We start from the raw sequence: 26,544 nt of genomic DNA, 5'->3' as shown, positions 1-26,544 counted from the left end.
GGACCCGGGCCCTATTGTCACGGACCAAGCGACGGCCCGGCAGCCGCGCCTCTCTCAGACCGGCCTACGCGCCACAGATTCCCTGTCGTTCAAAGCACTTGTGTATCGCTGACCCCAGCCTCCAGTTCCTGGCGCAGATCGCTGCCCCGGCGGGCGATGAATACCAATTGCGCGGCATGCTCGGTGGGCTGGTCGGCGGCCAGGGTGAACTGGCTGCGGCTGCCCACATGCTGCAACCAATAAGGTTGTTCATTGCCTTCAAGGCGCACCAGGCCCTTGAGGCGCAGCAGGTCGGCGGGCAGGCGCGCCAGCCAGTCCCGCAAAGCCTTGGGTTGCAGCGGTCGCGAGCTTTTCCACACCCAGCTTTCGAACAACTGGTCGTGGGCCTGGGGCAGGGCCTTGAATAGCACTTCGGTGGAGCGCACCGGCGGCGCCAGCAGCAGCTCGGGGGGCAGCTCGGCCTGCACCGTGTCGAACACCGGGGCGCGATTGCCGAGGCTGGTGCGGATGCTCTGCAATTGCTCGGCATCCACCAGATCGGCCTTGTTCAGCAGCACCCAGTCCGCGCAGGCCACCTGGGCTCGGGACAGGCGGGCCATTTCCCCTTCCAGGCCCTGGTAGCCGCTGGCGTCCACCAGGGTGATCACCGCGTCCAGGTGCAGGCGGTTGCGCAGTTGCGGGTAGCCGATGGTCTGCACGATGCGCTGCGGGTCGGAGACGCCGCTGCACTCGATGACAATTCGCTCCAGGGCCGGGCGCAGCTTGGACAGGCTCACCAGTTGCGCCAGCAGGTCCTCCTGCACGGTGCAGCAGATGCAGCCGTTCTGCAGGCTGTACACCGCGTCGGTGACCTCGGCGATGATCGCCGCATCGATGTTCAGCTCGCCGAAATCGTTGACGATCACCGCTAGCCGGCCGCTGTCGGCGCGTTGCACCATGCGGTTGAGCAGGGTGGTCTTGCCGGCGCCGAGAAAGCCTGCAACCACGGTTACCGGGATGCTCGGGGTGCTGTTCATTATTCCTTGCCCTCGATCACCGGTGGCAGGCCTTCCCACACCGCTTGCAGCGGGGTGTCGCTGAAGGTGCCCTGGCGGTCGTAGACCAGTTGCCCCTCGACGAAGGTCAGTTGCACCTGGGTGTGGTGGATGTAGTTGCGTGCGCCCTGGGCAAACAGGTCGCGGTCGAGGACGATCAGGTCCGCCGACTTGCCGGCCTCCAGGCTGCCGGTCAGGTGTTCCAGGCCCATGGCATGGGCGCCGTTGAGGGTCGCCACTTGCAGGGCCTGTTCCAGGCTGATGGGGTCACCGAAGGTGTCGGGTTCCTGGTTCCACGGGTTCTGCCGGGTGACCATGGTTTCCAGGGCCAGCCATGGATCGATGGACGCCACCGGCCAGTCGGTGCCGAACACCGCGATGCCACCGGCTGCCAGCACGCCCTTGAAGTCATAGATGCGCTTGAGGCGTTCCTGGCCGTAGCCGGAGCGTGCGCCGCTGGCGAATGGCGTCGGGTACCAGGCCGCCGGAGAGAACTCGGCGATCACGTCCAGGGCCTGGAAGCGCTTGAGGTTGCCCGGGTGCAGCAGGGTGCTGTGGGCGCATTGGTGACGGATGCCGCTGTTGCCGTTGCGCCGCCGGGCCTCGGCCACGGCATCGAGGAACACGTCGGAGGCGCCGTCGCCGGTGCAGTGGGCGATCACCCGCAGGCCGCGCTTGTCCATGTCCACCACCATGTCGGTGATGTGTTCCGGGGTCAGGTTGAGCTTGCCGCGCCAGCTCGACTCTTCCGGCCAGGGGGTCAGCAGGTAGGAGGACTTGGGCTCCACGGTGCCATCGAAGTGGAACTTCACCGCGTTGGCACTCAGGCGCGCGCTGCGATAGAAATGCCGCTCGCCACTGAGCAGTTCCCAGCGCCGGCGCACCGGGAAGATGTCGTCCTGCCAACTGATGGCGGCTTCCACCCGCAGGGTCAGCTCGCCGGCATCGTCCAGTTCCTTGAGGGCCTGCAGGCGGTTTTCGCAGACGTGCACGTACTTGGTGGCGGTGACCCCGCGAGAGGTCTGGAAGTGCACGCCATCGCGATAGGCACGGCGCAGCACCGACACCGGAGTCGGCGGCATGGCGGCATGGATCAGGGCGTAGGCCCCGTCGATCAACAAGCCGTTGGGTTCGCCGGTCAGCTCGTCGCGCTCCAGGTAGCCGTTGCGCGGGTCGCTGGTGTGGCGGTCGATGCCGGCCAGTTCCAGGGCCTTGGAGTTGACCATCATGGTCCCCCACATGCGGTCCAGCAGGGCCACCGGGCGGTCCGGCATGACGCTGTCGAGCCATTCGCGGCCCGGGGTCAGCCCGGCTTCGCGGAAGGTGTAGCGCACCCAGTACTGGCCGTAGATCCAGCCGTCGCCGGGATGGCTGTCGGCATAGGCGTGGATCGCGGCTGCCAGTTGCTCCGGGGTCGGGTCTTCGATGCCCACGTCCAGGTCGTCGGCGTAGCGCGGGGCCAGGGCCAGGTCCGGGTGGGTGTGCATGTCATGCAGGCCGGGCATGCAGAAGGCCCCGTCCAGATCGTGCTGGCGGGTGTTGGGGCCGATCAGCGAAGCCAGGGAGGCGAGGCTGCCCACCGCGATCAGCTTGCCCTGGCGGATGGCCACGGCGTCGGCCCAGGGCTGGGCCGGATCGAGGGTGTACATCCGGCCGTTGTGCAGCACCAGTTCAGCGTATTGATCGACGGCGCTATGGGTGGAGTTGAATTGGTCGGAAGCGGTCACGGGGTCAACCTCTCAAGCAGGGGGCCCTTCAAAGGTGGGCAAAAAAGTAAGGCGCAGCAGTGTTCTTGTCGGAGGTACCAGGGCCGCTGGGCGGCCCGGGTCATGCATTCAGCGTTGTGCGCCCAGGGTTTCGACAAAGCCGGCAATGCGCTGGCAGGCGTCCTTGAGCACCTCGTCGGCGACGGTGAAGGAGATCCGCACGAAGCCTTCGGCACTGGCGCCGAAAGCCTGGGCGTCGAGCACCGAGACCCCGGTGGCGCGGAACAGCTGCCAGGCGAAATCCATGCTCGACAGGCCGGTGCGGCGTACGTCCACCAGCATGAACATCCCGGCTTCCGGCTCGCGGCAGTCCAGCAGTTGCACCTGCTTGAGGCCCGCCACCACCAGGTCGCGGCGCCGGCGATAGACCTCGCGGGCGCTGCCGATCACTTCTTCATCGAGCTCCAGGGCCTTGAGCGCGGCTTCCTGGATAAACCCCGGCAGGCCGTAGAGCATGCACAGCAAGAGGTTGTCCAGATGCCCGACCAGGGCCGGCGGGGCGATCACCCAGCCCACGCGCCAACCGGTCATGGCATGGGTTTTCGACAGGCTGTTGAGGATCACCGTGCGCTCGGCCATGCCCGGCAGTGAAGCGATGCTCAGGTGTTCGCGGTCGTAGGTCAGTTGCCCGTAGACCTCGTCGGAGATCACCCACAGGTCATGCTTGCGCGCCACCTCGGCCACGGCTTCCAGCTCCTCACGGCTGTAGACGTTGCCGGTGGGGTTGCACGGGGTGGCCAGGGCGATGCCGCGAGTCTTGTCGGTGAGCGCCGCTTCCAGGGCCGCGGCGGTCAGGCGAAAGCCATTGGCCGCCGGCTGCTGGACGCAGGCGATCTGCGCCCCCGAGGCGTGGATGCAGGCCTCGTAGGTCAGGTACATGGGTTCTGGCACCAGCACTTCGTCGCCGCTGCTGAACAGGCACAGCGATGTGGCGAACAAGCCGTTCTGCGCACCCGCCACCAGCGCCACGTTGTCGGCGCTGACCTCGATGCCCAGCAGGCGGCGCTGCTTGGCGGCGATGGCCTCACGCAGGGCCGGGCGGCCGAGGACGTGGGTGTAGTGGGTGTCGCCTTGCTCCAGGGCGGCACTGGCGGCGGCGCTGATGCGCTCGTCGGTGGCGAAGTCCGGGTCGCCGACGCTGAGCACGATCACGTCTTCGCCGCGACCACGGGCCTCGATGGCTGCGTAGTGGATGTCCCAGGCGCTGACGGATTCGCCGCTGATGCGCTGTACGAAAGGTGAGTAACGCATGTTGTTCTCCTCACGGGCCTCGCTGCCCGCGCAATGAATGGGTTCAGGCCTGACGCTGGGGGACCTTGCCCAGGCGTGCGCACAGATGTTCGATGACAAAGGCCAGGACGATGTAGATCAGTGCCACGGCCAGCAGCGGCTCGTAGACTTTCAGGGTCTGTGCCCGTACCAGGTTGGCCGCGCCCAGCAGGTCGGTGACCGCCACGGTGGACGCCAGTGCAGTGGCCTTGAGCAGCAGCACACATTCCCCCACCAGGGTCGGGCGCACCAGTTCCAGGGCCCGGGGCAGCCACACCCGGCGCAGGGTCAGCCAGTGGCCCATGCCATAGGCGCGGGCGGCTTCCAGCTCGCCTCGTGGCACGGCCCGCAGGCCGCCACGCAGCACTTCGCCGACGTAGGCGCCGACACTCAGGGTCAGGGCCAAGGCCACATACCAGAAACCTTCGCGCAGGTAGGGCCAGAGAAAGCTGCCGCGGATCGGCGGGTAGGCGGCGAACAGGCTGCCGACCCCGTAATAGAGGATGTAGATCTGCACCAGCAGCGGGGTGCCGCGAAACACACTGATGTAGAACTGCATCGGCGCACGAATCAGAGGGTTGCGCGACACCCGGCCCAGGCCCACCACTACTGCCAGGGCAAAGCCGCAGATTCCGCTCAGCAGCAGGAGCTTGAGGGTGATGCCCAGGCCGCGCAGCAGCTCGGCGGAAAAACCGTTGATCCAGGAAAAGTCCATCCGAGCCTCCTAGTGCTGGGGCAGCCAGCGGTTGGTGCGTCGTTCGAGCACGCGGAACACGCTGCCGGACACCAGGGTGATGACGAAATAGAAGGCCGCGACCGCCAGGTAGAACACCAGGTAATGCTTGGTGGAACCGGCCGCCTGTTTGCCCACCGAGAGCAGCTCGCTGTAGCCGACGATGCTGATCAGTGCGCTGTCCTTGACCAGCACCAGCCACAGGTTCGACAGCCCGGCCATGGCGTAGGGCAGCATGCTCGGCAACAGGATGCGCCGCACCAGCAGCCAGCGCTCGATGCCGTAGGCCCGGGCCGCTTCGATCTGACCGTGGGGGATGGCCTGGATCGCGCCACGGATGATCTCCGCCGAATAGGCGCCCTGGACGATGCCCAGCACCAGTACCGCGGCAATGAAGCCGTTGACCGTGACACTCGGCCGGTCCATGGCGGCCATGGCCATGTTCAGCAGGTCGGTGCCGGCGTAGTAGAGCAGCAGAATCAGCAGCAGTTCGGGCATGGCCCGGTACAGGGTGGTGTAGGCGTTGGCCAGCTTCACCAGCCAGCGCGGGCCCTTGAGCTTGATCATCGCCACCAGCAGGCCGATGCCCAGGCCGAGCACAAAGGCCCCGGCGGAAATCTGCAGGGACACCAGCGCGCCCTGGGCCAGGGCGCCGAGCCAGCCGTCGGCGACGAACAGTTGGGAAAGGTCGGACAGAGAAATCATGACGTATCCAGTCAACGCCGGCGGCCCGCGCAAACGGGCCGGCCGGACGGCTTAGTTGGCAGAAATGTCGACGCTGAAGTAGCGGCTGCGGATCTTGTCGTAGGTGCCATCGGCCTTGAGCGAGGCCAGGGCGGTGTTGATCCGCTGCTGCAGGGCGCTGTCACCCTTGCGCAGGCCGACCCCGATGCCGGAACCGAACAGCGGGTCCTTGGGCGCCAGGCCCTTGTCCGCCAGACCGGCGCCGGCCGCGGTCTTGAGGATCGGCTCGATGGTCAGGGCGTCGGCCAGCATCACGTCGATGCGCCCGCTCTGCAGGTCGGCGATCATGTCGTCCTGGGTGGTGTAGTAGCGCAGGGTCGAGGTCTTGCCGTAGTAGGTCTTGGCGAAGGTCGCGTTGGAGGTCGAACCCTGCACGCCGATCAGCTTGCCCTTGAGGCCTTCGGGGGTGGTGACCAGCTCCAGGCTCTGGTCGGCGACCCACATGGCCGGGGTCTGGTAGTAGGGCGCAGAGAAATCGATGACCTTTTCCCGTTCGTCGGTGATGCTCAGGGAGTTGAGGATGGCGTCGATCTGGCTCGATTGCAGGGCCGGGATCAGGCCGTCCCAGGCCACTTCCTTGAGTGGGCACTGGGCCTGCATGCGGTCGCACAGAGCCTTGATCAGCTCCGGTTCGAAGCCGCTCCAGTCGCCGTTGCCGCTTTTCATCGAGAACGGCGGGTAGGGTTCCAGGGCGATGCCGAAGACGATCTTGTCGGCGGCCACGGCGTGGCTGGCCAGTGCACTGAACAGGCAACCGGTGGCGAGCACCTTGAGCAGGTTTTTCATGGCTTTACCCTTTATCGAAGTTGTTGTTTTCAAGGATTGAAGCGAAACGTCAGACGCGGTTTTCCTGAGCCATGACGAATTGCCGGCAGCGCTCGCTGACCGGGTTGAGGAACACTTGCTGGGGGGGCCCTTCTTCTTCCACCAGCCCCTGGTGAAGGAACATCACCTTGCTCGACACATCCCGGGCAAAGGCCATTTCGTGGGTCACCAGGATCATGGTACGGCCTTCCTCGGCGATGCCCTGGATGACCTTGAGCACTTCGCCCACCAGTTCCGGGTCCAGGGCCGAGGTCGGTTCGTCCATCAACAGCACCTGGGGGCGCATGGCCAGGGCCCGGGCGATGGCCACCCGCTGTTGCTGGCCGCCGGAGAGAAAGGAAGGGAAAGCGTCGCGCTTGTTGGCCAGGCCGACCTTTTCCAGCAGGTGCTCGGCATGGGCGATGGCGTCCTTGCGGTCTTCACCGAGGACATACACCGGCGCTTCGATGACGTTTTCCAGGACGGTGCGGTGAGGCCACAGGTTGAAGCTCTGGAACACCATGCTCAACTGGGTGCGCAGGCGCGCCACCTGGGCCGGGTCGGCGACCTGCGGGTTGCCGGCACGGTCGGTCCTGATGCGCACTTCTTCGCCATTGATGCGCAGGCTGCCGCTGCAGGGAATCTCCAGCAGGTTGATGCAGCGCAGCAGGGTGCTTTTGCCCGAGCCGCTGGAACCGATCAACGACACCACTTCGCCTTCATTGGCGCGCAGGGCGATGCCCTTGAGCACGTGGTGATCGGCGTAGCTCTTGTGCAGATCATCGATCGCCACCACGGGATTGACGGAGTTGGGCTGCGATTGCAAGGGTCGACCCTCTTGTTATTGTGCGATGGCCGGGCAGTACCCGGCACAGGGTAGGGCTTGAGAATTAGCCATCGACGGCGGCGGGTCAATCGAGCATTTTTAGTGGGACACGGTAATTTTTTTCAGTAATGGGCTTTTTTTTCGGCGACGAGCAAGGCTATTGCCGGACGCCGATTGCAGCTATGGTGCTGCCACTCGTTTTTTTGTAGTCGAGGCATGATCGGTATGCGTTATCCCTCCATGACCGCGTTGCGCGCTCTGGACGCGGTGGCCCGCCTGGGCAGTGTCGCCGAGGCCGCCAATGAGCTGAACCTGACGCCCAGCGCCATCAGCCACCAGATCAAGAGCCTGGAGCAGACCCTGGGGTTTGCCCTGACCGAGCGCCAGGGCCGCAGCATTCGCATCACCTACCAGGGGGAGCGCTATGCCCGGGACATCCACCTGCTGCTGGCCAATATCCTCGAGGCCGGCCAGCGCTCCGATGGCCAGCAGGTCAGCGGCCGGCTGTGCATCAGCAGCCCGCCGGGGTTCGCTACCTATTGGCTGTGCACCCATATCGCCGAATTCCAGGCGCTGTATCCCCAGGTTGAACTGCAGTTGGTGTCGCCCCGCACTCCGGGGGACACCAGCGACAGCAGCGTCGATCTGTTCGTGGCCTATGGCATGGGCGACTGGCCCAACCAGCACGTGCAGAAGATCGTCTCCCTGCGCTATTTCCCGGTGTGCAGCCCGAGCCTGGTGAATGCCATGGGTGGCCTGAAAACCCTTGATGGCCTGGATCACGCCTTGCTCCTGCACATGATCGACTACTCCGACTGGCGGGTCTGGCTGGCGGCCGCCGGGGCGCCGAATGTCGACGTGCGCCGGGGCATCGTGTTTGCCGACGCGCACTTCGTGCAGTCGGCCTGCATCGCCGGCCAGGGCATTGCCATGGGCGACAACCTGATCAGCGGCGAAGCCCTGGCCCGGGGCCAACTGGTGCAGCCCTTCGGCACCGAGATCGAGTCCAATCGCGGCTACTACCTGGTGGCCGACCTGCTCAAATCCGAGCGGCCGGTGGTGCTGGCGTTCAGCGAGTGGGTCAAGTCCCAGCTGCAGGGCATCACCCGCTTGCACCCGGAACCCCGTCGTAACGGCAAAGCGTGAATTTTATTGAGCAATCGCCGCGATTTTTTTCGATTGTTGCCCCTTGGGTGCAGCGACTAATGTCCCTCGACATCAGCCGGGCGCAGGGTGTCGCCCGCACATAAGAACAAGAGGAAGTAGTCGATGACCACCTGTGCGCAGTCCCTGGTTCGTTTGCTGGAAGGTTATGGCGTGGACACGGTATTCGGGATTCCCGGCGTGCACACCGTCGAGCTCTATCGCGGCCTGCACGGCAGCCGCTTGCGCCACGTCAGCCCACGGCATGAACAGGGGGCCGGGTTCATGGCCGACGGCTACGCCCGGGCCAGCGGCAAGCCTGGGGTGTGCTTCATCATCACTGGCCCTGGCATGACCAATATCCTCACGGCCATGGGCCAGGCCTATGCCGATTCGGTGCCGATGCTGGTGATCTCTACCGTCAACCGTCGCGAGCACCTGCGCCTGGGCCACGGCCACCTGCACGAACTGCCGGACCAGCGAGCAATGGTGGCCGGGGTCTGCGCCTTCAGCCACACCCTGCAAGCGCCTTCGGAGTTGCCGGAACTGCTGGCGCGGGCCTTTGCCGTATTCAAGTGCGCACGGCCGCGGCCGGTGCACATCGAGATTCCCCTGGACGTGCTGGAGATGCCCGCCGATAACCTCAACCTGATGCCCCGCAGCCTGCCTGGCGCGCCGGCGCCGGCCGGGGCTTCGATCGAGGCGGCGCTGGCCTTGCTCAACAGTGCCCACCGTCCGTTGATCCTGGCCGGCGGTGGTGCCCGGGGTTGCGCCGAGGTCCTGCGGCAATTGGCCGAGCGCCTGCAGGCGCCGGTGGCCCTGACCACCAACGCCCGCGGCCTGCTGCCTTGCGGGCACCCGCTGTTGCTCGATGGCGTGCAGTCCTCGGCCCATGGCCGGGCATTGATCGACGAAGCGGATGTGGTGCTCGCCGTGGGCACCGAGCTTGGGGAAACCGACTACGACTTCTTTGGCCTCGGGCCGCTGCGCTTCAAGGGTTCGCTGATTCGCCTGGACATCGACCCGATGCAGGTCATGGGCGTGCAGCGGGCCCATGTCGGCCTGGTGGGGGATGCCCTGGAAGGTTTGCAGGCACTGCTGGGCAAGGTGGCGCCTGCCAATTCCCGCGGGCGCTGGGCACTGGACAGCGTGCAACGTGTGAACCAGACCGAGCGTGCCGGCTGGACGCCCAAGCAGCAAGGCTTGCAGGGCCTGCTGGACCTGCTGCGGGACCATCTGGATGCCCCGATCCTGGTGGGCGACTCGACCCAGCCGGTGTACCAGGGCGCCTGTGGCTACCAGGCCCCGGCCCCGGCCAGCTGGTTCAACGCCGGCAGTGGTTACGGCACCCTGGGCTACGGCTTGCCGGCGGCCATGGGCGCCAAGCTGGCGCGGCCCGAGCGGCCTGTGGTGGCGCTTGTGGGGGACGGTGGCTTGCAGTTCGCCAGCGGCGAGCTGATCGCGGCCAAGGAAGCACAGATCGGCGTGATCCTGCTGGTGTGGAACAACCAGTGCTACGGCGAGATCCGCGACTACATGCAGGCGCGGGATATCGTGCCGCTGGGGGTGGACATCCTCACCCCGGACTTCCAGGCCATGGCCCGAAGCTTCCATGTGGCGCACCACCGCGCCGACTCCCCCGCGCAGCTGCAAGACCTGTTGCACACCCTCAAGGACACCCGCCAACCGGTGATGATTGAGGTCGATGCCGGCGCCTACCTGGCGCTGGACTGAACCCAAGCCGGGCACAAGGAGCGCGCTTTACAGGATGCAGGTGGGTTACATTGGCGGCGCCCGACCGGGCGCGCCTTGCCACTTGAGGATTCAGGGATGAATTGCATTTTCTGCCAGATTGCCGCCGGCACCTTGCCCGCCGCACTGGTGTACCGCGATGAGCACTGCATGGCCTTCATGGACGTGCATCCGCTGGGTGAAGGGCACCTGCTGCTGATCCCCCAGCAGCACGTAGAGAAGCTCGAGCAATTGCCCGGTTTCATCCGCCAGCACCTGTACCAGGTCTTCGATGGCCTGCTGGCGGCGCAACGGCGTGCCGGCTACGGCGTCGAAGGCACCCACCTGCTGGTCAATGACGGCCGCGCCACCAACCAGCACATTCCTCATGCGCACCTGCACTTGATCCCGCGCAAACGCGGCGATGGCCTGGGGTTTGCCGGGCGCTTGCTGCTGCATTTCACTGGCTTGTTCGGCCGCCGGACCCAACTGGAGGTGTTGCAGCAGCAGGCCACGAGCATCGCCGAGCAGGTGCGGGTGCCCTGGGTCAGTGAAACCCCGGTGGGTAACCGCTGATATGCACCTGAGCCGCGCGCTGGCGCTTGAATATGCCGAAACCCAATACCTGCGGGCCCGGGTCCAGGGGCTGGCGAGCCTGCCGGGCAACCCTTATCGAGCCTGCCTGTATGGTGAGCCGGTTTGTGGTGCCTTCGTCGTCGGCGGCAACCCCAGCCCGATGATGAACCGGGTACATGGCGACAGGGCACAGGATGCCCGGCGCCTGATCGATCTGCTGCAGAGCTGCGTGGCTTACGCCCCGGCGATCGCCTTGATCGCCGAGTCAGCCAAGGTTGTGCCCACTCTGGAGCTGCAAGGGCTGCCGTTGCAGCGCCTGAAGGGCTGGACTCATGGGCAGCTGTTCGCGCCTGTGGGCGAGATTGTGGCGCCACCTTCAGTGCTGGATATCGAGCCGGTGACCGCCTCGACGCTGGAAGTGTTCTGCATGTTGCACCGCGAAGGCTTCAATACCCCTGCGGCCGCTCGGCCGGCCACCCAGGCGGCCTTTGGTGGCTTGCTCAACGATGGGCGCGGGCATTTGTACCTGTTGCGGGAGCAGGGCGTTGCGGTGGCCGGCGCGGCGCTGTTCATCGCCGACAACGGCGTGGCGTACCTGGGCACCGCCTTTACCACCCGGGCCGCGCGGGGCCTGGGTTATCACCGGGCCCTGATCGCCCATCGCTTGCAGCAGGCTGCTGCTTTGGGGGCCCGGAGCGTGGCAGCCACCGCTCTGGTGAACTCGCAAAGCCGGCGCAACCTGGAGCACTGCGGCTTGCGCTTGTCTCACCTGCAAACCTTGTATCGGGCCGTGCCCTAGCGGGGGCTCTATGGCGCCGGGTCGAAGCGGATCGACTGCAGGATGGCCCCCAGGGTGGCGAAATCCTGGAAGAACCCTACGCTGTCGGCCACCACCTGACGCTGGCCGCTATCGATCACCGCCATCAGGCAGGTACCGCCAACGGCATGAAAGCCGGTTTCCTCATCGCTGATGCCGCAGGTCTGATAGGCCAGCAGGCCTTGCCAGCCGGGGCCACTTATCTCCTGTACCGGGCTGGGCTCGTCCCTGCCGGCGCTGCGCATCCAGACGCCGTTTTCCTGATAGAAGAACAAGCCCTCGGCGGCCTGCTCCAGGCTGCCTTGCTGCAGGCACAGTTGCAGGGTGTACTCCTCGCCCGGGCGTTTTTTCGGGTGATCCAGGGTGAGGCAGTTTTGCGTCTGGCTGAGCTTCCAGCCTTTGGGATACTGCAGGCTGAAACCTTGGCCTTGAAAGCGTGGAGAGCCCTTGGGCAATTCGGGTTCTCCGGCTTCCTCCTTCAAGGGTTCATACAGGCTGGGATCGCTGCGACAGGCGGACAGCGGGCGGGCCTTGGCCTTGTGCAATTGGTCGAGGCGATGAGTCTGTGGATCAGCGTTGGCGCTGACACACGCACAGCCGTAGCCGTAATGATTGTTGGTCCGCACCCATTGCTGATCGTTGAAGGTGGGCCACCCGCCCTCGGCCTGATAGCCGCCCTGGGTGGCGATTTCCCAGACGCCGTCGCGGTCGGTGAGGGTGGCATTGGCCGGGGTCGGGTTCTCGAACCAGCCACAACGGCGTTCGACCTTGGCCTGCGCGGCGCTGGCGGGCAAGGCAATCAGTACCAGGAGTGTGCAGATCAGGGCACGCTGAAACATGGAGCATCCTTGTTCGGGGGGAGGGACCGCAGTTTGTGCACGGGCATCAGTCTCAGCAGAGACCGAGGTCCTTGTTATTCAGTAGCGCCACTTGCGTACCAGGTCCTCTCCGTAGCGCTGGCTGATCAATGCTTCGGCAGCATCATCGTCGTCATACACCTCCGCCAGGCAGAACAGCATCAGCGCATCCAGGTACTCCTCGGGGGAGTCGAAGAAGCGTGTCAGCGCTATGCCTGTGTCGTGATCGAAGTAGTACACCACGCCGCTGTTTCGTTCAAAACAGAACATATTGCCGTTGCCCAAGTAGTCGCCGAAGGCGATCAGCTGTTGGGCCAGGGGCAGGTCCAGATCGGTCTCGGGGATGTCCACGATGCCGGGATAGGCTTCCAGCAGTGGCTGGATCGGGGTATGGCCGGGGCCGACGCTGCAAAGGATTTCCGCCAGGGACAGCACCCCCAGTTGCCGATGGTAGTCGCGCAGCGACCGCGGCAACGGGCAGCCCAGGCGTTGCTCCAGCGCCTGCAGGGCGTCCTCGCTGACAGGCGTCAATTCCGGTTCGTTGACGTGGCCTTCCCACAGCGCACCGTAGGCACCGATGACCGCCAGGTACCAGCTCAAGCGTGCAGCCTGATCGGGCAGGTCCGGCCAGGCCAGGGGAGGGCAGCCGGCGGGAGGCCAGTCGGCCGTAGCGTTGTGCTGTTCTGACATGAGGAGTCCTTAGATGAGTTGGAGGCAGAGGGCGATTATGTGCTACGGCGCTGGCATTTCAGGATGATGCTTGTGGGGTTGTTTTGCTGAAAAACCGGCACGTAGTCTGGCTCGACGCAGCTCTGGCAGAGGTTAAGTGGCGGTGGGTGGCCCAGGACATTTGGCCCCACCTATCCCTGGACCCTACGTAACGATTTTTTCGCCGAGCATCATAAAGAGCAACCAAGGCAGATGACGGCGGTTTAACGTCCGGAGAAAAAGCTATAGAAGCGCTCTCTAATGGCATAAAGCCGTGCGGAGGAGTTTAACAGAAGTTTGATTCTTTCCTTTAAGGGGGCTTCTGGGATGAAACAAATTATCTTGGAAAAGCCAAGGTAGCGTAAAAGCTGTAAGAGAAATGCAATAAGAAGTGCTCTCTGTTTTTGTGGTGGAAGCTTTAATTTGTAGTTTTCGTAAAAATAAAATATTGCGCGCTGTCTAACCCACATTTGCTCATTTACTTGTGAGTAATTGACCCCGCGCTTATAGCTATTGTTTTCATGAATTCGATACGAAATCCCAATTGTTGGGGTGTGAGTTGCTTCTACAGAAGAGTAGCGTGCGTGGAGCATCATCCATACATCTTCATTTGGTAAGAAACTAGGAATCGGAAAAGCCAGTTGAGCAAACGAGCGATTAAATGCCATGCAGCCACCTGACTCAAGACCGAGTGTAGGGTTTTTTGGTAGTGTCATTGCATTGTATTTTGAGTCGGCAGAGAAAGACTTGAGTTTGCAATATGAAATCTGGGGTTTATCTACTGCCTGTATTGGTGCGATCCGTTCATGAATACTTTCTGCAATCAGTAAGTCGTCAGCAGCCAACAGGATAAAAACATCTCCAGAGGCATTCTCAAAGGCTAGGTTGAATGCTTGTGCTTTACCAACGCCCCCGCTTTTTATAAGTTTTACAAAGCTAAAGGCGAGCTCTTCTACAATGTTACAGGTTTCGTCATCTGAGCCGTCGTCGACAACAATAACCTCGTACTCAAGGTTGTTTATCTTTTCAATGGAGCGAAGCGCTGCCTCAATGAACAGTGCTTCATTTTTTGCAGGCATCAAAATACTTAGCATATTGTATCAACCATTTAAGAGTTTTTTACGTTGCTTGGAATGAAGTGTTTCACGGCATTGGTACAAAAGTATATGGCCGTAATAGAAAAGTTTTTATTCGAAGGATGCCTGTCGAAGTTTGTTTGGCGGCTTGTTTTACCCATGACCTCAGGGTTTCGTTTCTAATGAGACTCTCTAAATATACAAGCCGAAGTTGCAGGCCCGTTTCGCGGCAAGGTGGCTTATCGCTAATGTTGCCTGGCTGGTGTGCCATAAACTTTAGCCCCCGCAGGAACATCGCGATTTACAAAGCTCATGGCGCCGATAATCGCGCCGTCACCAATGCTGACGCCCATCTGAATGATCGAGTTGGGGCCTATGTAGACACCATCGCCTATTTTCGTGGGTTTTCGGCTGGCTTCAACTTGCCCCAAGGATGTACTCCACTCCACGGTGTGGTGAGTGTATATCTGCACTCCACAGCTGACGGACACGTAGCTTCCGATCTCCAACCCGCCGGAGCCGTCCAGCACCACATTGGGGCCAATCCAGGTGTTTTTTCCAACCTTTACATCACCCAGGATCAGCACGTTGTTGTAGCAGGATGTTCCTTCTCCAAATCCGTAGAATCTGGCCGTCTCCCAGCGATCCGAGAGCAGATCGTTTATCGAGACGTGTCTCTTGAACTTGGAGAATATATCGGCGCGTAATTGGTTGATTACTCTTTTTAGCTGTTGCAAAAGTGCTTCGTCAGGCTTTGATGAAGCTCCCGGGTCTTTAGGCGAATCAGTTTTAATCGTCATCACAGGTCTCACTTTTTCAATCTCAAGACTTGGCTGCCTTCTTCGGTTGGTTAACCGGATTTTGGCCAGGGTGCTTCAATCAGCGCAGTTCAAAGTTATGTTGATACCACCGGGTGAAGTTGATCCAGCGCCAGACTTGCCAAGAGAATGCAGCTTTTCCTGAGATGATTTTCTCGAATTCCTCAAGGATTTGTGGCTGGTTCAGGAATGGCAGTCCGAGATCAATCTTCAGCCAGCCCCGGATCTGTTCGGCCAGTTGCACCAGCCATACCTGTTCGGGTGTAGAGAAGCCGACCTTGTCCCTTCGGTCCAAGATGGCATCAGGAACTATTCCACGCATCGCTGCACGGAACACGGACTTGGTTTCTCCTGATTGCGAGATCAGATAGTTTTCTGGCAAGGAAAGCAGGAAGTCTGCCATGTCGGAGGTCAGGAACGGTACTCGACTCTCGATGGAGAAACGCATCGAATTACGATCGCCATGGCGCAACAGTGACTGTAGCCCGCGGTGGGTCAGTGAGAATGCCAGCTCGGAGGCCAGTTTGCGTCCGGGCAGATCGTAGGGTGATTTCTGTTGTGGATAACCTATGTGCACACCGGCGTCACGCAGCATCTGTGTATCTATCCACGAGGGACTGGCCTGCATGCCATTTCCACGTCTGAGCAAGTCGTACAAGGGGCCTTCGGCGCACTCGGCAACGACCGTCTTGAAGCAGTGCTTCAAGCTTCTGTCTGGCCATGTTGACCACTGCCTTGCGAAGTTCAGTGCCTGCCGGTAATGGCCCTGTTCGAGCATGCTCTTGATGCGCTTCCCCGGGTAGCCGTGGTAGCCGGCCAATAACTCATCGGCTCCCTGGCCATCGAGGGTTACCGTGATGGCGTTGTCTTTAGCCAGCTTGAAGACCCGGTACTGGGCGTAAATGCTGGTGCTGCCAAAGGGCTCACCTTGAGCGTGAATCATGTCATCCAGGTCAGTAGACAGTTCCTGAGGGCTGACCAGTACCTTGTGGGCCTTGGCGTTTACCTGAGCATTGACCAGATCGACCCAAGGCTCCTCTGATACGGCGCTATCGCGGGCGATATAGCTGAATGTATTGATAGCTGCATCCGGTTCGATCTTGCGCATGGCGCAAACCACCGCCGAAGAATCCAGTCCACCGGACAATGCCGCTCCCAGGGGAACGTCACTGCGTAGGTGCAGCTTGATGTTGTGCAGGAAGCGTTCGCGCAACTCATCAGCAGCAGAAGAGAAGCTCAGGGTCGAAGTTTGTTCTATTCGCGGTCGCCACCACTGTTGTGGTGCAGTGAGCTGGCCATTGGATAGATCAAGGTGTAGCAAGTGCCCAGGCATCAACTGATGCACATCTTCGAAGAAAGTTGCGGTTTGTGAGTCGTAGTCGCCATGCACCAGATAGTCGTAGGCGCGTTGCCAGTTGAGCTGAACCTTGTTCTGCTTCAGCGCTTTCAATGCCGGCATTTCTGAGGCGAAAAGAAAGTTATCGCCTTCCTGGGTGTAATAGAACGGCTTGATCCCGAATGGGTCGCGAATACAGGAAAGCCTATTTGCCGCACGGTCAAAAACCGCGAATGCAAACATTCCGCGTAAGCGTGCAAGGCAGTCGGCTCGCCATTGAATCCAGGCCGCTAGTAGCACTTCGGTATCGGAGTCCGACTGGAACACGTGCCCCAAGGCTTGCAACTCAGTACGCAATTCGCGGTAGTTGTAGATTTCGCCATTGAAGACGATGGAAAAAAGCTGGTCCTTGGAGTGCATCGGCTGATGGCCGGCTAAGGACAAGTCAATAATGGACAGGCGCGTGTGACCCAGCACTAGTTTGTTGGAGGCAACCGGCATCTCTTCGTAGCCGAAGTCATTCGGTCCACGATGGCGCAAGGTCTGAATGGCCGCGTCGATACTCTGGGAGTAAGAGTGGGTTTCGCTGACGGAGAAGAAACCGAGTATTCCACACATAAATTAGCTACTTCTTTGCGAAAAAAGTTTAAGGCGGCTACGGACCATCTGTCCGGCTTTACGTAGTTCTGAAACCTGAACAAGCCCCAAGGCTAAAAAAATCACTGCCGTGCCGCTGATAAACATCAAGTTGACCAACCAACGCAAGTAGCTGTTCAGCTCTGAACCCAGTCGCAGCGCCAGAAATAGCGCCACGACCGTTGCAGTCATTGAGCCGCAGAGCGGCCACCACTTATGCGGCACCGGATACAGCCTCTGACTGCACAGCATATAGATAGCGAACGTCAGAGAACTTCCCAGGAGCATGGCGATAGCGGCGCCGCTGCCTCCTAAACGAGGAATCAAGATCAGTCCCAGGGCAATGTTGGCGATCAGGCCGGCAAGATTGATCCAGATGGTCATGTGGGTTTTTTTGGCGATGCTGATGCCAGGGGTAAAAATGTACATCTGGGCCAGGAGAATTGACGGCACCAGGAAGACAATCAACTTGGAGGCAGAGTAGTAGTCTGCGGTTGTCATCAGCACCAGGACGTCATGGGCAAACAGCCCAAGTGCCAAGTAGGTCAGTAATGCAAAGCCGCAGAACACTCTGAATATGCGCGCCAACTGCCTGGGAGTATCGGCCTCGCGGTAGTAGGTGTAGATCAACGGTGTCAAGGCCCCTTGGAAACCGACCATGACTAGACTGACTACACTGGCCAACCTGACCGCGACACCATACAGACCGACTTCTCCGATCGACACAAAGTGGTTGATCAGCAGACGGTCGATATAAATGCTGGCAAGCACTGTCACACTGGCAGGGACCAAGGGGATGGAGAACGCCAGCATTTCCTTGAGCCGGGCCCAATCAAAGCGAAAACGAAAGCTCTGGCGCAGGTGGTACAGCCCGTAGACAGTGCCAATGATGACTCCGGCGCTCATGCCCCACAACAGCCCCGGCAAGCCCATTCCTGCGCCATAGGTGAGGAGTACTGCAGCTCCGGCAGTGACCAGGGAAACAATGATGCTGACGAGTGCATAGTGCTTGCTACGCAATTCCCAGCGGAACTGGTTCTGGATAAGGTTGAACAGACCATTGAAGAAAATATAGACAATGCCCACCCTGAAGGCAGCAGTCAGTCCTTCGCGCCCCATGATCCAGGTGGACAGCTCATCGGCGTAGGTCAGTGTGATTACGGCGAATAGCGAATAACACAACGCAGTGAACCAGAAGGCGGACGATGCATAGGCGCAACGGCGTTCAGGGTCTGTTTCCGCTGAATAGAAGCGTGCTATGCCCTGGGACACCTCCAGGGCAATGGTCAGTGCGATAAGGCCTGAGAAAACCAGCAGCAAGTCCAGAGAACCATAATCTTCCGGGCTCAGCACACGGGTGTACAGCGGCACCAGAAATAGCGCGAGCCCCTTCGAAAGCAGTGCGGGGATTGCGTAAATGACACTGTCTCGAACAAAGAGCTTGAACATAGGTCGGCAAAGCCCTAGCGGTTATCCTGGCGTGAAGGAAAGTAAAAGTACTTGATGAACAGGCGTTGAAGTTTGCCTTTTGCGGCAGCCAGGAGTATTGCCTTCTGCTCGGGCAGTGGTGGAAATTTATCGTGTTGGTCGTTCCAGATTTTGAAGTAGTTATTGATAAATGCGTCTTCGCTGTATTTTTCCTGCCAGAATCCCCAGCAAGCAGCCATGACGCTTTCCAGATAAGCACGTTCGGCCAGCAGTTTTTCCAGGCGCGAGGCCAGCAGGTTCGCATCAACAGGAAACTGAATGATGGGGGAGGCCGGCAAGCCAGTAAAAACATCATGGTTTCCTGAAACGATTGCACAGGATGCGGCAGCTCCCTCGATGCCGAACCGACCCGGCCAGGTGGATGGCTGGTCGACCACTATGTCGGCTGCCAGCAACATGTCGACCACTTGGTGATTGGGGATGTGCTCCAGCAGGTGAAACTCGAACTGGTAGCCCTTTTGTCGGAGCGTTTCCACCGCCTCAAGCACCAGGTCGGTTCGTTTTACTGCCCGGTTTGAGGGAGCGTGCACGATAACCGGAATCTCTCCCGGACGACGTGGGCTGGTCAGTAGCGACCTCTGGCTGAACGTGAAGTGCCCCAGCATCCCTGTTTGAAAGGTCGCCTGGTTCCTTGAGGAAAGGGTCTTGGCAAAGCGCTCGGCCATGAACTGGCGATAGTATTTTCTCAGCATGTCCACTAGGGGGAGTGCGGGATAGGGGCCAATCGCGATACCTGGCGTGTACTTGTCAAACAAGGCGTCCTGCAAGTGGCGGCAACGCACATCATCTCCGCAGTGCTGAACAACCAGATCCACGCCGGCGAGGCGATAGAGAATGTAGTCGAGGTTCAGCGCGAGCAGGCTGGTGCACCAGATGAACCAGGCCTGATCGGCGCGTAAGAGGATCCAGGGTAAATGTCGGGAGCGACAGAGTGGTTCGCTGAACAGGCGGATTTTCAGGGACAGGGCAGAGGCGCTTTGTGTGTCCGTTTCTCCGTAGAAGACACCAGCGTGGGAGCGGGCACTGCGCACGGTAATGTACTGCTTTGCCAATGCGGCAGACAGTTCGCTGATGTTGTTGGCAATTTCGTGTATGCCGACAAAGACATATTCAGGTTTTGCCGGTCGTTTGCTGCAACTGCGCTTGATTCTCAAGGCCAGGGCTGGCAGCAGGAATATGGCAAAGCAAAAAAACGAGAACAAAAAGAAGCATGCAGATTGGGCTATCTTGAAGATGATTTTCATTTTACGTCCTGTGCATTACTTCTTTCATGCTGACTCTGCAGCAATAGCAGCGCTGGGTCGGAGCTGCTATTGCCGGATCTTGATCGGGATGTTTCACACGGCGGCTTTATATATGAGGGGTCAAGGCTGTTACAACAAAATCATGCAAAGCAGCCTTGCATATACTCTTCCATATTCAACAGGGACCAGATCAACAGCCTTCTGTTCTGTTTTCCTGAAAGATGTTCCTCGACAAGTGAAGTCAGTGCGGACTGGTCAAAAACGTCATAGATATGTGCGTTTTTATTCAGTAACTTCCTTCTGACAAACTCCATGCTCTCGCCTTTGAACCAGCTGGAGTCTGGCGCGGAGAAGCCTTGCTTCTCAGCCCGGGCAACGTCGTCTGGGATGTAGCGTTTCATGACATCGCGGAAGATCTGCTTGCCGTCTCGGGCCTTTTCAAAGTATTTGCTGACCTTGTCGCCCTGATCGTTCTCGTTGATTCTTATGACGTCGGCCAGGTTGTTCAGCTTCAGGTGCACTGGGCAGCGCATGGCGAAATCAACCAGATCGTTGTCCAGGAATGGCACACGGCTTTCTAGGCCATGGGCCATGCTGAGCTTGTCTTCAACTACCAGCAAACCATGAAGGAAGGTCTTGGCTTCGAAATACAGCGAGTGGTTGATGTAGTCTTCCGGGGTGTACAGGTTGTCTGCGTGGTGTTTGAAGACATCGCGGAAGATGTCCCGGGTCCACACATGTTTTACATCTTTCCAGATCGGCGCAAAGACCTGCTTGATCTCATTGTTGGGAATCAGCCGCTGCCAGAATGCGTAGTACTTGTCGATGTAGTGTTCGAAGTCATCGTTGACCACAGCACGGTAGTAGCGCCATGGATAACCGCCAAACAATTCGTCGCCGCCGGCGCCGGACATGACTACCTTGACGAACTTGGAGGCCAGTTGTGCGGCGTAGTAGTTCGGGTAGCTCTGGCCCACTCGGGGTTCTTCCAGGTGCCAGGCCAGTTTGGGCAGGACTCTTTCCATGTCTCCGGCTTTCAGGACCATTTGATAATGTTCGGTCTTGAAGTGGTAGGACATGTATTCGGCTTTACTGCGCTCATCGAACCCCATCTCGATACCCGAGGCGGAGTTGAGGTCGAAACCACAGGTAAAGGTTTTCATGTAGGGGTAGGACTTGGCCGCTATTGCTGTGATCGAGCCGGAGTCCATCCCCCCGCTCAGATAACTGCCCAGTTCAACATCAGTCACCAGTTGCCGGTTGACGGCCTGTTGGAACAAACGGTCCAGCTCTTCGCGGTACTCTTCGTCGCTGGCTTTGACCTTGGGTTCCTGGAAGTTGTAATCCCAGTACTGGGTGAGTTGCAAAGCTGGGGTGCGCCGCTTCATATCCAGCACGGCATAGTGGCCGGCTGGTAACAGCTTCACATCATTGAGCAATGTCTTGTCGGTAAAGATGTTCTGAAAGGTGAAATATTCCAGCAGGGCTTCCTTGTCCAGGCTGCGCCGAAACTCGGGCATGGCCAGGATGGCTTTCTGTTCGGAGCCAAAGGCGAGGGTCTGCCCTTGTTGTGCGTAATAAAGCGGTTTGATGCCGTAGCGATCTCTGGCCAGCAACAACGTTTGTTCCTGACGGTCCCACAAGGCCAGGCCGAACATGCCGTTGAAGCGCTCCAGTGCTTGTGCCCCCCAGGCGATCAATGCATTGAGCACAACTTCAGTGTCGGTGCGTGAACGGAACTGGTAGCCCAGGGTTTCCAGTTCGGTGCGCAGTTCACGGAAGTTGTAGACCTCGCCGTTGTAGACCAGTACATAACGCTGGGAGAGGGAGGCGGCAGGCTGATGGCCGGCAGGAGACAGATCGATGATTGCTAGACGCCGATGACCCAGGCCTACGTTGCCTTCAATCCAATGCCCCTCACCATCGGGTCCACGATGGGCAATGGCATCCGTCATGCGCTGCAGAACTGCAGGCGATACCGGGTTGTTATCGAGATGGATGAGGCCGGTAATGCCGCACATGCGTTTTGATGCTCCTTTGAATCGAGGGGAGTGCAGTGGGGAATTCGCAGGTCTGCGTAGTTCCGTTGCCTGAAAAGGTCATCCCGCTCGAATGAGCGGGATGCAGGTGCTGTTACTCAGCGCAGTTGGCGAATGGCCTCGACTACATAGGCGTAGTCTTCTTCGCTCATCCTGTTGTGCAGTGGAATAGCCATGGTGTGATCGTTACAGTCACGGGCACCCGGGAAGTCTTCCGGCTTGAAGCCGAAACGTTCGCGGTAATAAGCCAGCATGTGCACGGCATGGGTGCCTGGGCGGGTAGAGATCCCTTTGGCCTGGAGAATTTCCATCATGTCGTTACGCGGCATCGGGGCTTTTTGCGGATCGATGTAGGTAACGAATGCTTGCCAGCCGTGGCGGCTGCCTTGCGGAGTGGTAGGGAGTCGCAGCCAGTCGATATCGGCCAGTTGCTCGCAGTAGTACTGAGCCCAGTGCTCACGTTCGTCGATAAAACCGTCCAGCTTGCCCAGTTGTACCAAGCCGATCGCACCTTGCAGGTCGGTCATTCGGTAGTTGAAGCCCAGCAGGTTGAATTCCGGCAGCAGATAGGGGCGAGGGCCCAGATGGCGCTGTTCTTCGGAGAGCGAGGCACCGTGGCTGCGCAATTGGCTCATGCGTTCCGCCAGCTCAGGGTTGCTGGTGGTGACCATGCCGCCTTCGCCGGTAGTAACCGATTTGCGGGGGTGGAAGGAAAATGCCGCAGCATCTCCCAGGCTGCCGGCAGGGCGGCCTTTCCAGTCTGCACCTGCTGCACAGGCGGCGTCTTCGATAATGGCGACCTGCGCAGGCAGCGCCTCTCGCAACGCATCGATATCCAGGCAACGGCCGAACAGATGCACGGCAATGACGGCTCGAGTCTTGTCGGTGACCTTGGCGGCGACCTGGCTGATATCCAGGTTGTAGGTCAGCGGGTCGATGTCGACGAATACCGGAGTGGCGCCGCAGTACAGCACCACGTTGGCGGTGGCGATCCAGGTGAAGGTCGGAACGATGACTTCATCGCCCGGACCGATATCCAAGCCGGCGAGCGCCAGGTGCAGGCCTGTGGTGCAAGAGGTCACTGCCAAGGCGTGAGGAACCTGATGGCGCTTGGCGAAGGCCTCTTCAAAGGCCGCCACTTTGGGGCCTTGAGTCAACCAGCCGGTCATCAGCGGTTCACGGGCTGCCTGCCATTCTTCTTCACCGGTGCTGGGTAGCGAGATCGCAATGTTGCGCTTTTCCATTGTATTTACTCCGCCCCGTGCGTGGTGCGCCAATCGATGAGTTTCTGCAGGCCTTCACGCAGTTCGTACTGGTAGGTGAACCCTAGTTCTTCAGCAGCCTTTTTCGGGCAGCCAATACGGTTCTGTACCATGCGACGGGCATCGTCAGCGCTGTAGGGGCGGTACTGGACAACCAGGTCAGACTCTTTCATGTCGAGAATGGTGTCGCACAGTTCCTTGATGCTGGTCTGTACGCCAGTGCCGACGTTATAGAACTGGTCGGTGACGTCCGCTTCCAGCGCCTTGACGTTGCAGCGAGCAACGTCTTCGACATAGATGAAGTCGTAAGCCTGGCTGCCGTCGCCGTTGATCACCGGACCTTCATTGGCATCGATCTTGTTCAACATGATCGGAATCACGCCGGTGTAGGCGGCTGTCTGGTCCTGGTGGGGGCCATAGACGTTCATATAGCGCAGGCCGACGTAGCTCAGGCCGTATCGGTCGTGGAAGGCGTGGCACATGGCTTCACCGGCAATCTTGGTGGAACCGTAGAAGTTGCGGTTGTTGAACGGATGATCTTCGGTCATCGGTACTTCCACTGCGTCGCCATATACCGAGGCGGACGAGGAGTAGACCAGACGCTTGATGTTGTTCTTCACACAAGCTTCAAGGACGTTGAACGTACCTTCGACGTTGACGTGGAAAGCCGTGCGTGGGAAGTCCTTGCAATGCAGCAGCCACATGGCAGCCAGGTGAATGACACCGTCCATGCCTTGCATGGCGTCATTGAGCAAGTCGATCTCGCGAACGTCACCGCCATTGGCGTATAGACGGCAGCGCGGATCCTTGAGCTGCTCAGAGATGTTGCTGAGCTTGCCACGGGCAAAGTTGTCATAAACCACAACTTCGGCCGCTCCGGCCTTGAGCAGTTCCGAAATCACAAAGCTACCAATGAATCCGGCGCCGCCGATGACCAGAACTTTTGAACCTTCGATTTTCATGCGTGTACTCCAATCAAATTTTGCTAGCGGTGACCAGTGCTTCAACAATGTGCGACTGATCTGATGCCGTCAGGTAAGGGTGCATCGGCAGACTCATGACCCGTGTTGCCACAACGTCACCCACAGGAAGCTGTGCGTGTTCGTCTTTCACCGCTGGCTGGAGATTTAGCGGAATAGGATAGTGAACGGCCGTAGGGACCCCGGATTGCTTGAGGTGCTGCTGCACAGCATCGCGATTGTCCACTTGTACGGTGAACTGTGCCCAAGCGCTGATATTGTGAGGTTCAATATAAGGTGCGCTGATACCCGCCTGTGCCAGGAGTCGTGCGTAATTCTGCGCGACTTGCTGGCGTAATTGAATCTCTTCCTCAAGGATCTCCAGCTTGGGCAGAAGAATGGCGGCTTGCAGAGTATCCAGGCGGCTGTTTACGCCGATGCGGATGTGGTGGTAGCGGCGGTCCTGACCGTGCCGCGCTACTTGGCGAATGATTGTCGCCAACTCTTCGTCATTGGTGAAAATTGCACCGCCATCACCATAGCAACCCAGGGGTTTGCTGGGGAAAAAGCTGGCGCAGGCGATGGTGCTCAGGTTGCAGGAGGCTCTGTTTTTGTAGCTGGCTCCGAAGCTCTGGGCGGCATCTTCTATAACGGGAAGAGAGTGCCTGCCAGCGATGGCGTTAATTGCATCAAAGTCGGCGCACTGCCCGTAAAGGGAGACTGGGATAATGGCTTTGGTGCGGGAAGTAATAGCCGCTTCCAGCAGGGCCGGGTCCAGGTTGTAGGTTTGCGGGTCGATGTCCACATAGACCGGCTTGGCACCCAGCAAGGCGACGGTTTCCGCTGTCGCTATATAGGTGAAGCCGGGAGTGATGACTTCATCGCCTGGACCTATGCCCAGAGCCATGAGCGCAATTTGCAGGGCATCGGTGCCGTTGGCGCAACTGATGCAGTACTTTGCTCCTGAATAAGCGGCCAGGCGCTCTTCCAATTCAGCCACTTCAGGGCCGAGGATGTATTGGCCGTGGGATAGAACGCGAGCGATACCCGCGTCAATCTTGTCTTTGAGGCGGGCTTGCTGGGTCTTCAGGTCGATGAATTCGATCATTTACTGTGCGTCCATTTTGCTCAGGTTGTTGCCGCGCAAGACATAGCGGGCGCCGGTATGCGGGCAATGGCATTCGGCTTCTCCCTTGACCGGCAGTTCGAGGCGTTCGCCAAACTCGCTCATCCAGCCCAGTTGTCGTGCAGGCACCCCAACCATCAGGGCGTAGGCCGGTACATCCTTGTTGATAACCGCACCCGCGCCGACGAAGGCGTATTCGCCGATGGTGACCCCGCAGACGATGGTGCAGTTAGCCCCCAGCGTGGCACCCTTTTTCACCAGGGTGTCGAGGTATTGATCCTTGCGCTCGATTAATGAGCGTGGGTTGTAGACATTGGTGAACACCATGCTTGGACCACAAAACACGCCCTCTTCCAGGGTGACGTTGTCATATACCGAGACATTGTTCTGGATCTTGCAATGATCACCGATGAGCACTTTGTTGCCGACGAAGACGTTCTGGCCAAGGGAAACCCCTTTGCCGATCTGGGCGCCTGGGCATACATGCACGAAATGCCAGACTCGTGAGCCTTCGCCGATCTGGGCGCCATCATCGACGATAGCGCTTGGGTGCTGGTAATGGCTCATGACGGTCAGACCAGGCGGGACAGGAAGGGGTGCCCTTCGTTGTCCTGAGCTCTGACAGGGCTCATGGTGCGAATAGTCTCGACGGTTTCCACGCAGTGCCGGGTATCTTCGATACCGTAGCCCTTGCCGTCGAGTACGGCTTGGTAGCTGACGGTATGGAGATCGGTAAAGCCTTCGGAAAACTCGATTTCCGCGCCGTCGACGGTGATCGAACGGTAGGTAGGTTTCTTGCCCTTGACCGACTCAGGCAGGTCGTTGGCATCGATGGAAAGGAACCAGCGTACCCGGGCGTTCTCATACTCCAGGTAGCCGCAGGCCTTGTCGGCATTGCTGAAATGCACAACGTTGCGCTGCAGCTTGCCGAAGATGAAGTGCAGCATGTCATAGAAATGCACGCCGATATTGGTTGCGACACCAAAGGATTTTCGAGGGTCGCCTTTCCAACTTTCCATGTACCAGCGGCCGCGGCTGGTGATGTAGGTCAGTTCCACTTCGTGCTTAGGGGCACTAGGTTGCGACTGCACGCGGTTCTTCAGGTCGATGATCGCCTGATGGTGACGCAGTTGCAGGATGTTCCAAAGGCGCTTGCCGGTTTCGCGCTCGGTCAGGCTCAGGTCTTCCAGCAGCGCTGCGCTGGGTACCAGTGGCTTCTCGCAGATCACGTCGCATCCAAGGCGCAGGCCCGCGGTGATATGGGAGTGATGAAGGTAGTTGGGCGAGCAGATCGAAACGATATCCAGGGTGGTTGCCGGATCTCGTTTAAGACGCCAGGCGTGGTCGTAGAAACGCTCGAACTCAGTGAAGAATTCGCTTTGAGGCGAAAGGCTATCGATGATGCCGACGGAGTCGTTGATGTCGTAGGCACAAACCAGCTCATTGCCGGTGTCCTTGATGGCACGCATATGGCGCGGGGCGATGTAGCCGGCGGCGCCGATCAGGGCAAAGCGTTTCATGGAGTTCCTCGGAAAAGAGTTTCAGCTACCTT

Annotated in this window: 23 protein-coding genes and 1 pseudogene; 4 read left to right on the top strand and 20 right to left on the bottom strand. The window is 59.7% G+C overall.

All coding sequences use genetic code 11. The features are described 5' to 3' along the window. Positions 1 to 89: 89 nt before the first annotated feature. From BLS75_RS11775 to BLS75_RS11745, 7 genes and pseudogenes are all read right to left on the bottom strand, one after another. Positions 90 to 1,016: a CobW family GTP-binding protein gene (locus BLS75_RS11775; protein WP_072450912.1), complete on the bottom strand. Its 927-nt coding sequence runs from the start codon at positions 1,014 to 1,016 to the stop codon at positions 90 to 92. Further along, complete coding sequence (locus tag BLS75_RS11770) at positions 1,016 to 2,761, bottom strand: amidohydrolase (protein WP_053159991.1); 1,746 nt, start codon at positions 2,759 to 2,761, stop codon at positions 1,016 to 1,018. Before BLS75_RS11770 ends, BLS75_RS11775 begins: the two co-directional genes overlap by 1 nt. 108 nt (positions 2,762 to 2,869) lie before the next feature. After that, a complete protein-coding gene (locus BLS75_RS11765; protein ID WP_011063274.1) occupies positions 2,870 to 4,051 on the bottom strand; it encodes a pyridoxal phosphate-dependent aminotransferase in 1,182 nt (393 codons plus the stop codon). 43 nt (positions 4,052 to 4,094) lie between these two features. Next, the gene (locus BLS75_RS11760) at positions 4,095 to 4,784 is read right to left on the bottom strand and encodes an ABC transporter permease (RefSeq protein WP_072450911.1); all 690 of its coding nucleotides are present in this window, start codon (positions 4,782 to 4,784) and stop codon (positions 4,095 to 4,097) included. A 9-nt stretch (positions 4,785 to 4,793) separates the two neighbouring features. Further along, positions 4,794 to 5,507, bottom strand: a complete 714-nt coding sequence (locus tag BLS75_RS11755; RefSeq protein ID WP_053153682.1) for an ABC transporter permease — start codon at positions 5,505 to 5,507, stop codon at positions 4,794 to 4,796. 51 nt (positions 5,508 to 5,558) lie between these two features. Beyond that, the gene (locus BLS75_RS11750) at positions 5,559 to 6,332 is read right to left on the bottom strand and encodes a transporter substrate-binding domain-containing protein (RefSeq protein WP_011063271.1); all 774 of its coding nucleotides are present in this window, start codon (positions 6,330 to 6,332) and stop codon (positions 5,559 to 5,561) included. A 49-nt stretch (positions 6,333 to 6,381) separates the two neighbouring features. After that, positions 6,382 to 7,146: pseudogene (locus BLS75_RS11745) on the bottom strand (ATP-binding cassette domain-containing protein); the annotation flags it as partial. Positions 7,147 to 7,401: 255 nt separating this feature from the next. On the opposite strand from BLS75_RS11745, the gene BLS75_RS11740 reads away from it, so the two are divergent. The 4 genes from BLS75_RS11740 to BLS75_RS11725 all read left to right on the top strand — a co-directional run bounded on the left by BLS75_RS11740 (position 7,402) and on the right by BLS75_RS11725 (position 11,425). Then, positions 7,402 to 8,322, top strand: a complete 921-nt coding sequence (locus BLS75_RS11740; RefSeq protein ID WP_015636908.1) for a LysR substrate-binding domain-containing protein — start codon at positions 7,402 to 7,404, stop codon at positions 8,320 to 8,322. Between the two features lie 123 nt (positions 8,323 to 8,445). Further along, positions 8,446 to 10,053 (top strand): 5-guanidino-2-oxopentanoate decarboxylase, encoded by a 1,608-nt coding sequence (locus BLS75_RS11735; protein ID WP_072450910.1) that lies wholly within the window; start codon positions 8,446 to 8,448, stop codon positions 10,051 to 10,053. A 96-nt stretch (positions 10,054 to 10,149) separates the two neighbouring features. Continuing rightward, a complete protein-coding gene (locus tag BLS75_RS11730) occupies positions 10,150 to 10,626 on the top strand; it encodes an HIT family protein (RefSeq protein ID WP_011063267.1) in 477 nt (158 codons plus the stop codon). 1 nt (position 10,627) lies between these two features. Next, positions 10,628 to 11,425 carry a GNAT family N-acetyltransferase gene (locus BLS75_RS11725; RefSeq protein WP_072450909.1) on the top strand — a complete coding sequence of 266 codons (798 nt, stop codon included), beginning with the start codon at positions 10,628 to 10,630 and terminating at the stop codon, positions 11,423 to 11,425. Between the two features lie 8 nt (positions 11,426 to 11,433). On the opposite strand, the gene BLS75_RS11720 is transcribed toward BLS75_RS11725, so the two are convergent. The 13 genes from BLS75_RS11720 to BLS75_RS11660 form a co-directional block, all read right to left on the bottom strand. Then, a complete protein-coding gene (locus tag BLS75_RS11720; RefSeq protein WP_072450908.1) occupies positions 11,434 to 12,282 on the bottom strand; it encodes a DUF4087 domain-containing protein in 849 nt (282 codons plus the stop codon). A 78-nt stretch (positions 12,283 to 12,360) separates the two neighbouring features. Then, entirely contained in the window at positions 12,361 to 12,990 is a 630-nt protein-coding gene (locus BLS75_RS11715) for an SMI1/KNR4 family protein (RefSeq protein WP_072450907.1), read from the bottom strand. A gap of 242 nt (positions 12,991 to 13,232) precedes the next feature. Further along, on the bottom strand, positions 13,233 to 14,102 hold the full coding sequence (locus BLS75_RS11710) for a glycosyltransferase family 2 protein (RefSeq protein WP_072450906.1): 870 nt from the start codon (positions 14,100 to 14,102) through the stop codon (positions 13,233 to 13,235). Between the two features lie 227 nt (positions 14,103 to 14,329). Then, the gene (locus BLS75_RS32735) at positions 14,330 to 14,884 is read right to left on the bottom strand and encodes an acyltransferase (RefSeq protein ID WP_072450905.1); all 555 of its coding nucleotides are present in this window, start codon (positions 14,882 to 14,884) and stop codon (positions 14,330 to 14,332) included. A 79-nt stretch (positions 14,885 to 14,963) separates the two neighbouring features. After that, positions 14,964 to 16,856: an asparagine synthase (glutamine-hydrolyzing) gene (asnB, locus tag BLS75_RS11700; protein WP_072450904.1), complete on the bottom strand. Its 1,893-nt coding sequence runs from the start codon at positions 16,854 to 16,856 to the stop codon at positions 14,964 to 14,966. Between the two features lie 3 nt (positions 16,857 to 16,859). After that, positions 16,860 to 18,323 carry an oligosaccharide flippase family protein gene (locus BLS75_RS11695; protein ID WP_072450903.1) on the bottom strand — a complete coding sequence of 488 codons (1,464 nt, stop codon included), beginning with the start codon at positions 18,321 to 18,323 and terminating at the stop codon, positions 16,860 to 16,862. A gap of 14 nt (positions 18,324 to 18,337) precedes the next feature. Next, the gene (locus BLS75_RS11690; RefSeq protein ID WP_072450902.1) at positions 18,338 to 19,606 is read right to left on the bottom strand and encodes a glycosyltransferase family protein; all 1,269 of its coding nucleotides are present in this window, start codon (positions 19,604 to 19,606) and stop codon (positions 18,338 to 18,340) included. Positions 19,607 to 19,746: 140 nt separating this feature from the next. Continuing rightward, positions 19,747 to 21,627 carry an asparagine synthase (glutamine-hydrolyzing) gene (gene asnB, locus BLS75_RS11685; protein ID WP_072450901.1) on the bottom strand — a complete coding sequence of 627 codons (1,881 nt, stop codon included), beginning with the start codon at positions 21,625 to 21,627 and terminating at the stop codon, positions 19,747 to 19,749. 116 nt (positions 21,628 to 21,743) lie between these two features. Continuing rightward, positions 21,744 to 22,889: a DegT/DnrJ/EryC1/StrS family aminotransferase gene (locus BLS75_RS11680; RefSeq protein ID WP_072450900.1), complete on the bottom strand. Its 1,146-nt coding sequence runs from the start codon at positions 22,887 to 22,889 to the stop codon at positions 21,744 to 21,746. Between the two features lie 5 nt (positions 22,890 to 22,894). After that, positions 22,895 to 23,869 (bottom strand): NAD-dependent epimerase/dehydratase family protein, encoded by a 975-nt coding sequence (locus tag BLS75_RS11675; RefSeq protein WP_072450899.1) that lies wholly within the window; start codon positions 23,867 to 23,869, stop codon positions 22,895 to 22,897. A 13-nt stretch (positions 23,870 to 23,882) separates the two neighbouring features. Continuing rightward, the gene (locus BLS75_RS11670; protein WP_072450898.1) at positions 23,883 to 24,974 is read right to left on the bottom strand and encodes a DegT/DnrJ/EryC1/StrS family aminotransferase; all 1,092 of its coding nucleotides are present in this window, start codon (positions 24,972 to 24,974) and stop codon (positions 23,883 to 23,885) included. After that, a complete protein-coding gene (gene wbpD, locus BLS75_RS11665) occupies positions 24,975 to 25,559 on the bottom strand; it encodes a UDP-2-acetamido-3-amino-2,3-dideoxy-D-glucuronate N-acetyltransferase (RefSeq protein ID WP_072450897.1) in 585 nt (194 codons plus the stop codon). It abuts the gene before it with no gap. A 5-nt stretch (positions 25,560 to 25,564) separates the two neighbouring features. Next, complete coding sequence (locus BLS75_RS11660) at positions 25,565 to 26,512, bottom strand: Gfo/Idh/MocA family protein (RefSeq protein ID WP_072450896.1); 948 nt, start codon at positions 26,510 to 26,512, stop codon at positions 25,565 to 25,567. Positions 26,513 to 26,544: the final 32 nt, after the last annotated feature.

The sequence above is a fragment of the Pseudomonas sp. NFPP12 genome (assembly GCF_900103205.1).
Classification (GTDB): domain Bacteria; phylum Pseudomonadota; class Gammaproteobacteria; order Pseudomonadales; family Pseudomonadaceae; genus Aquipseudomonas; species Aquipseudomonas protegens.
Note: the sequence above shows the minus strand (reverse complement) of the source record. Positions and strands in the feature narration are given on the sequence as shown.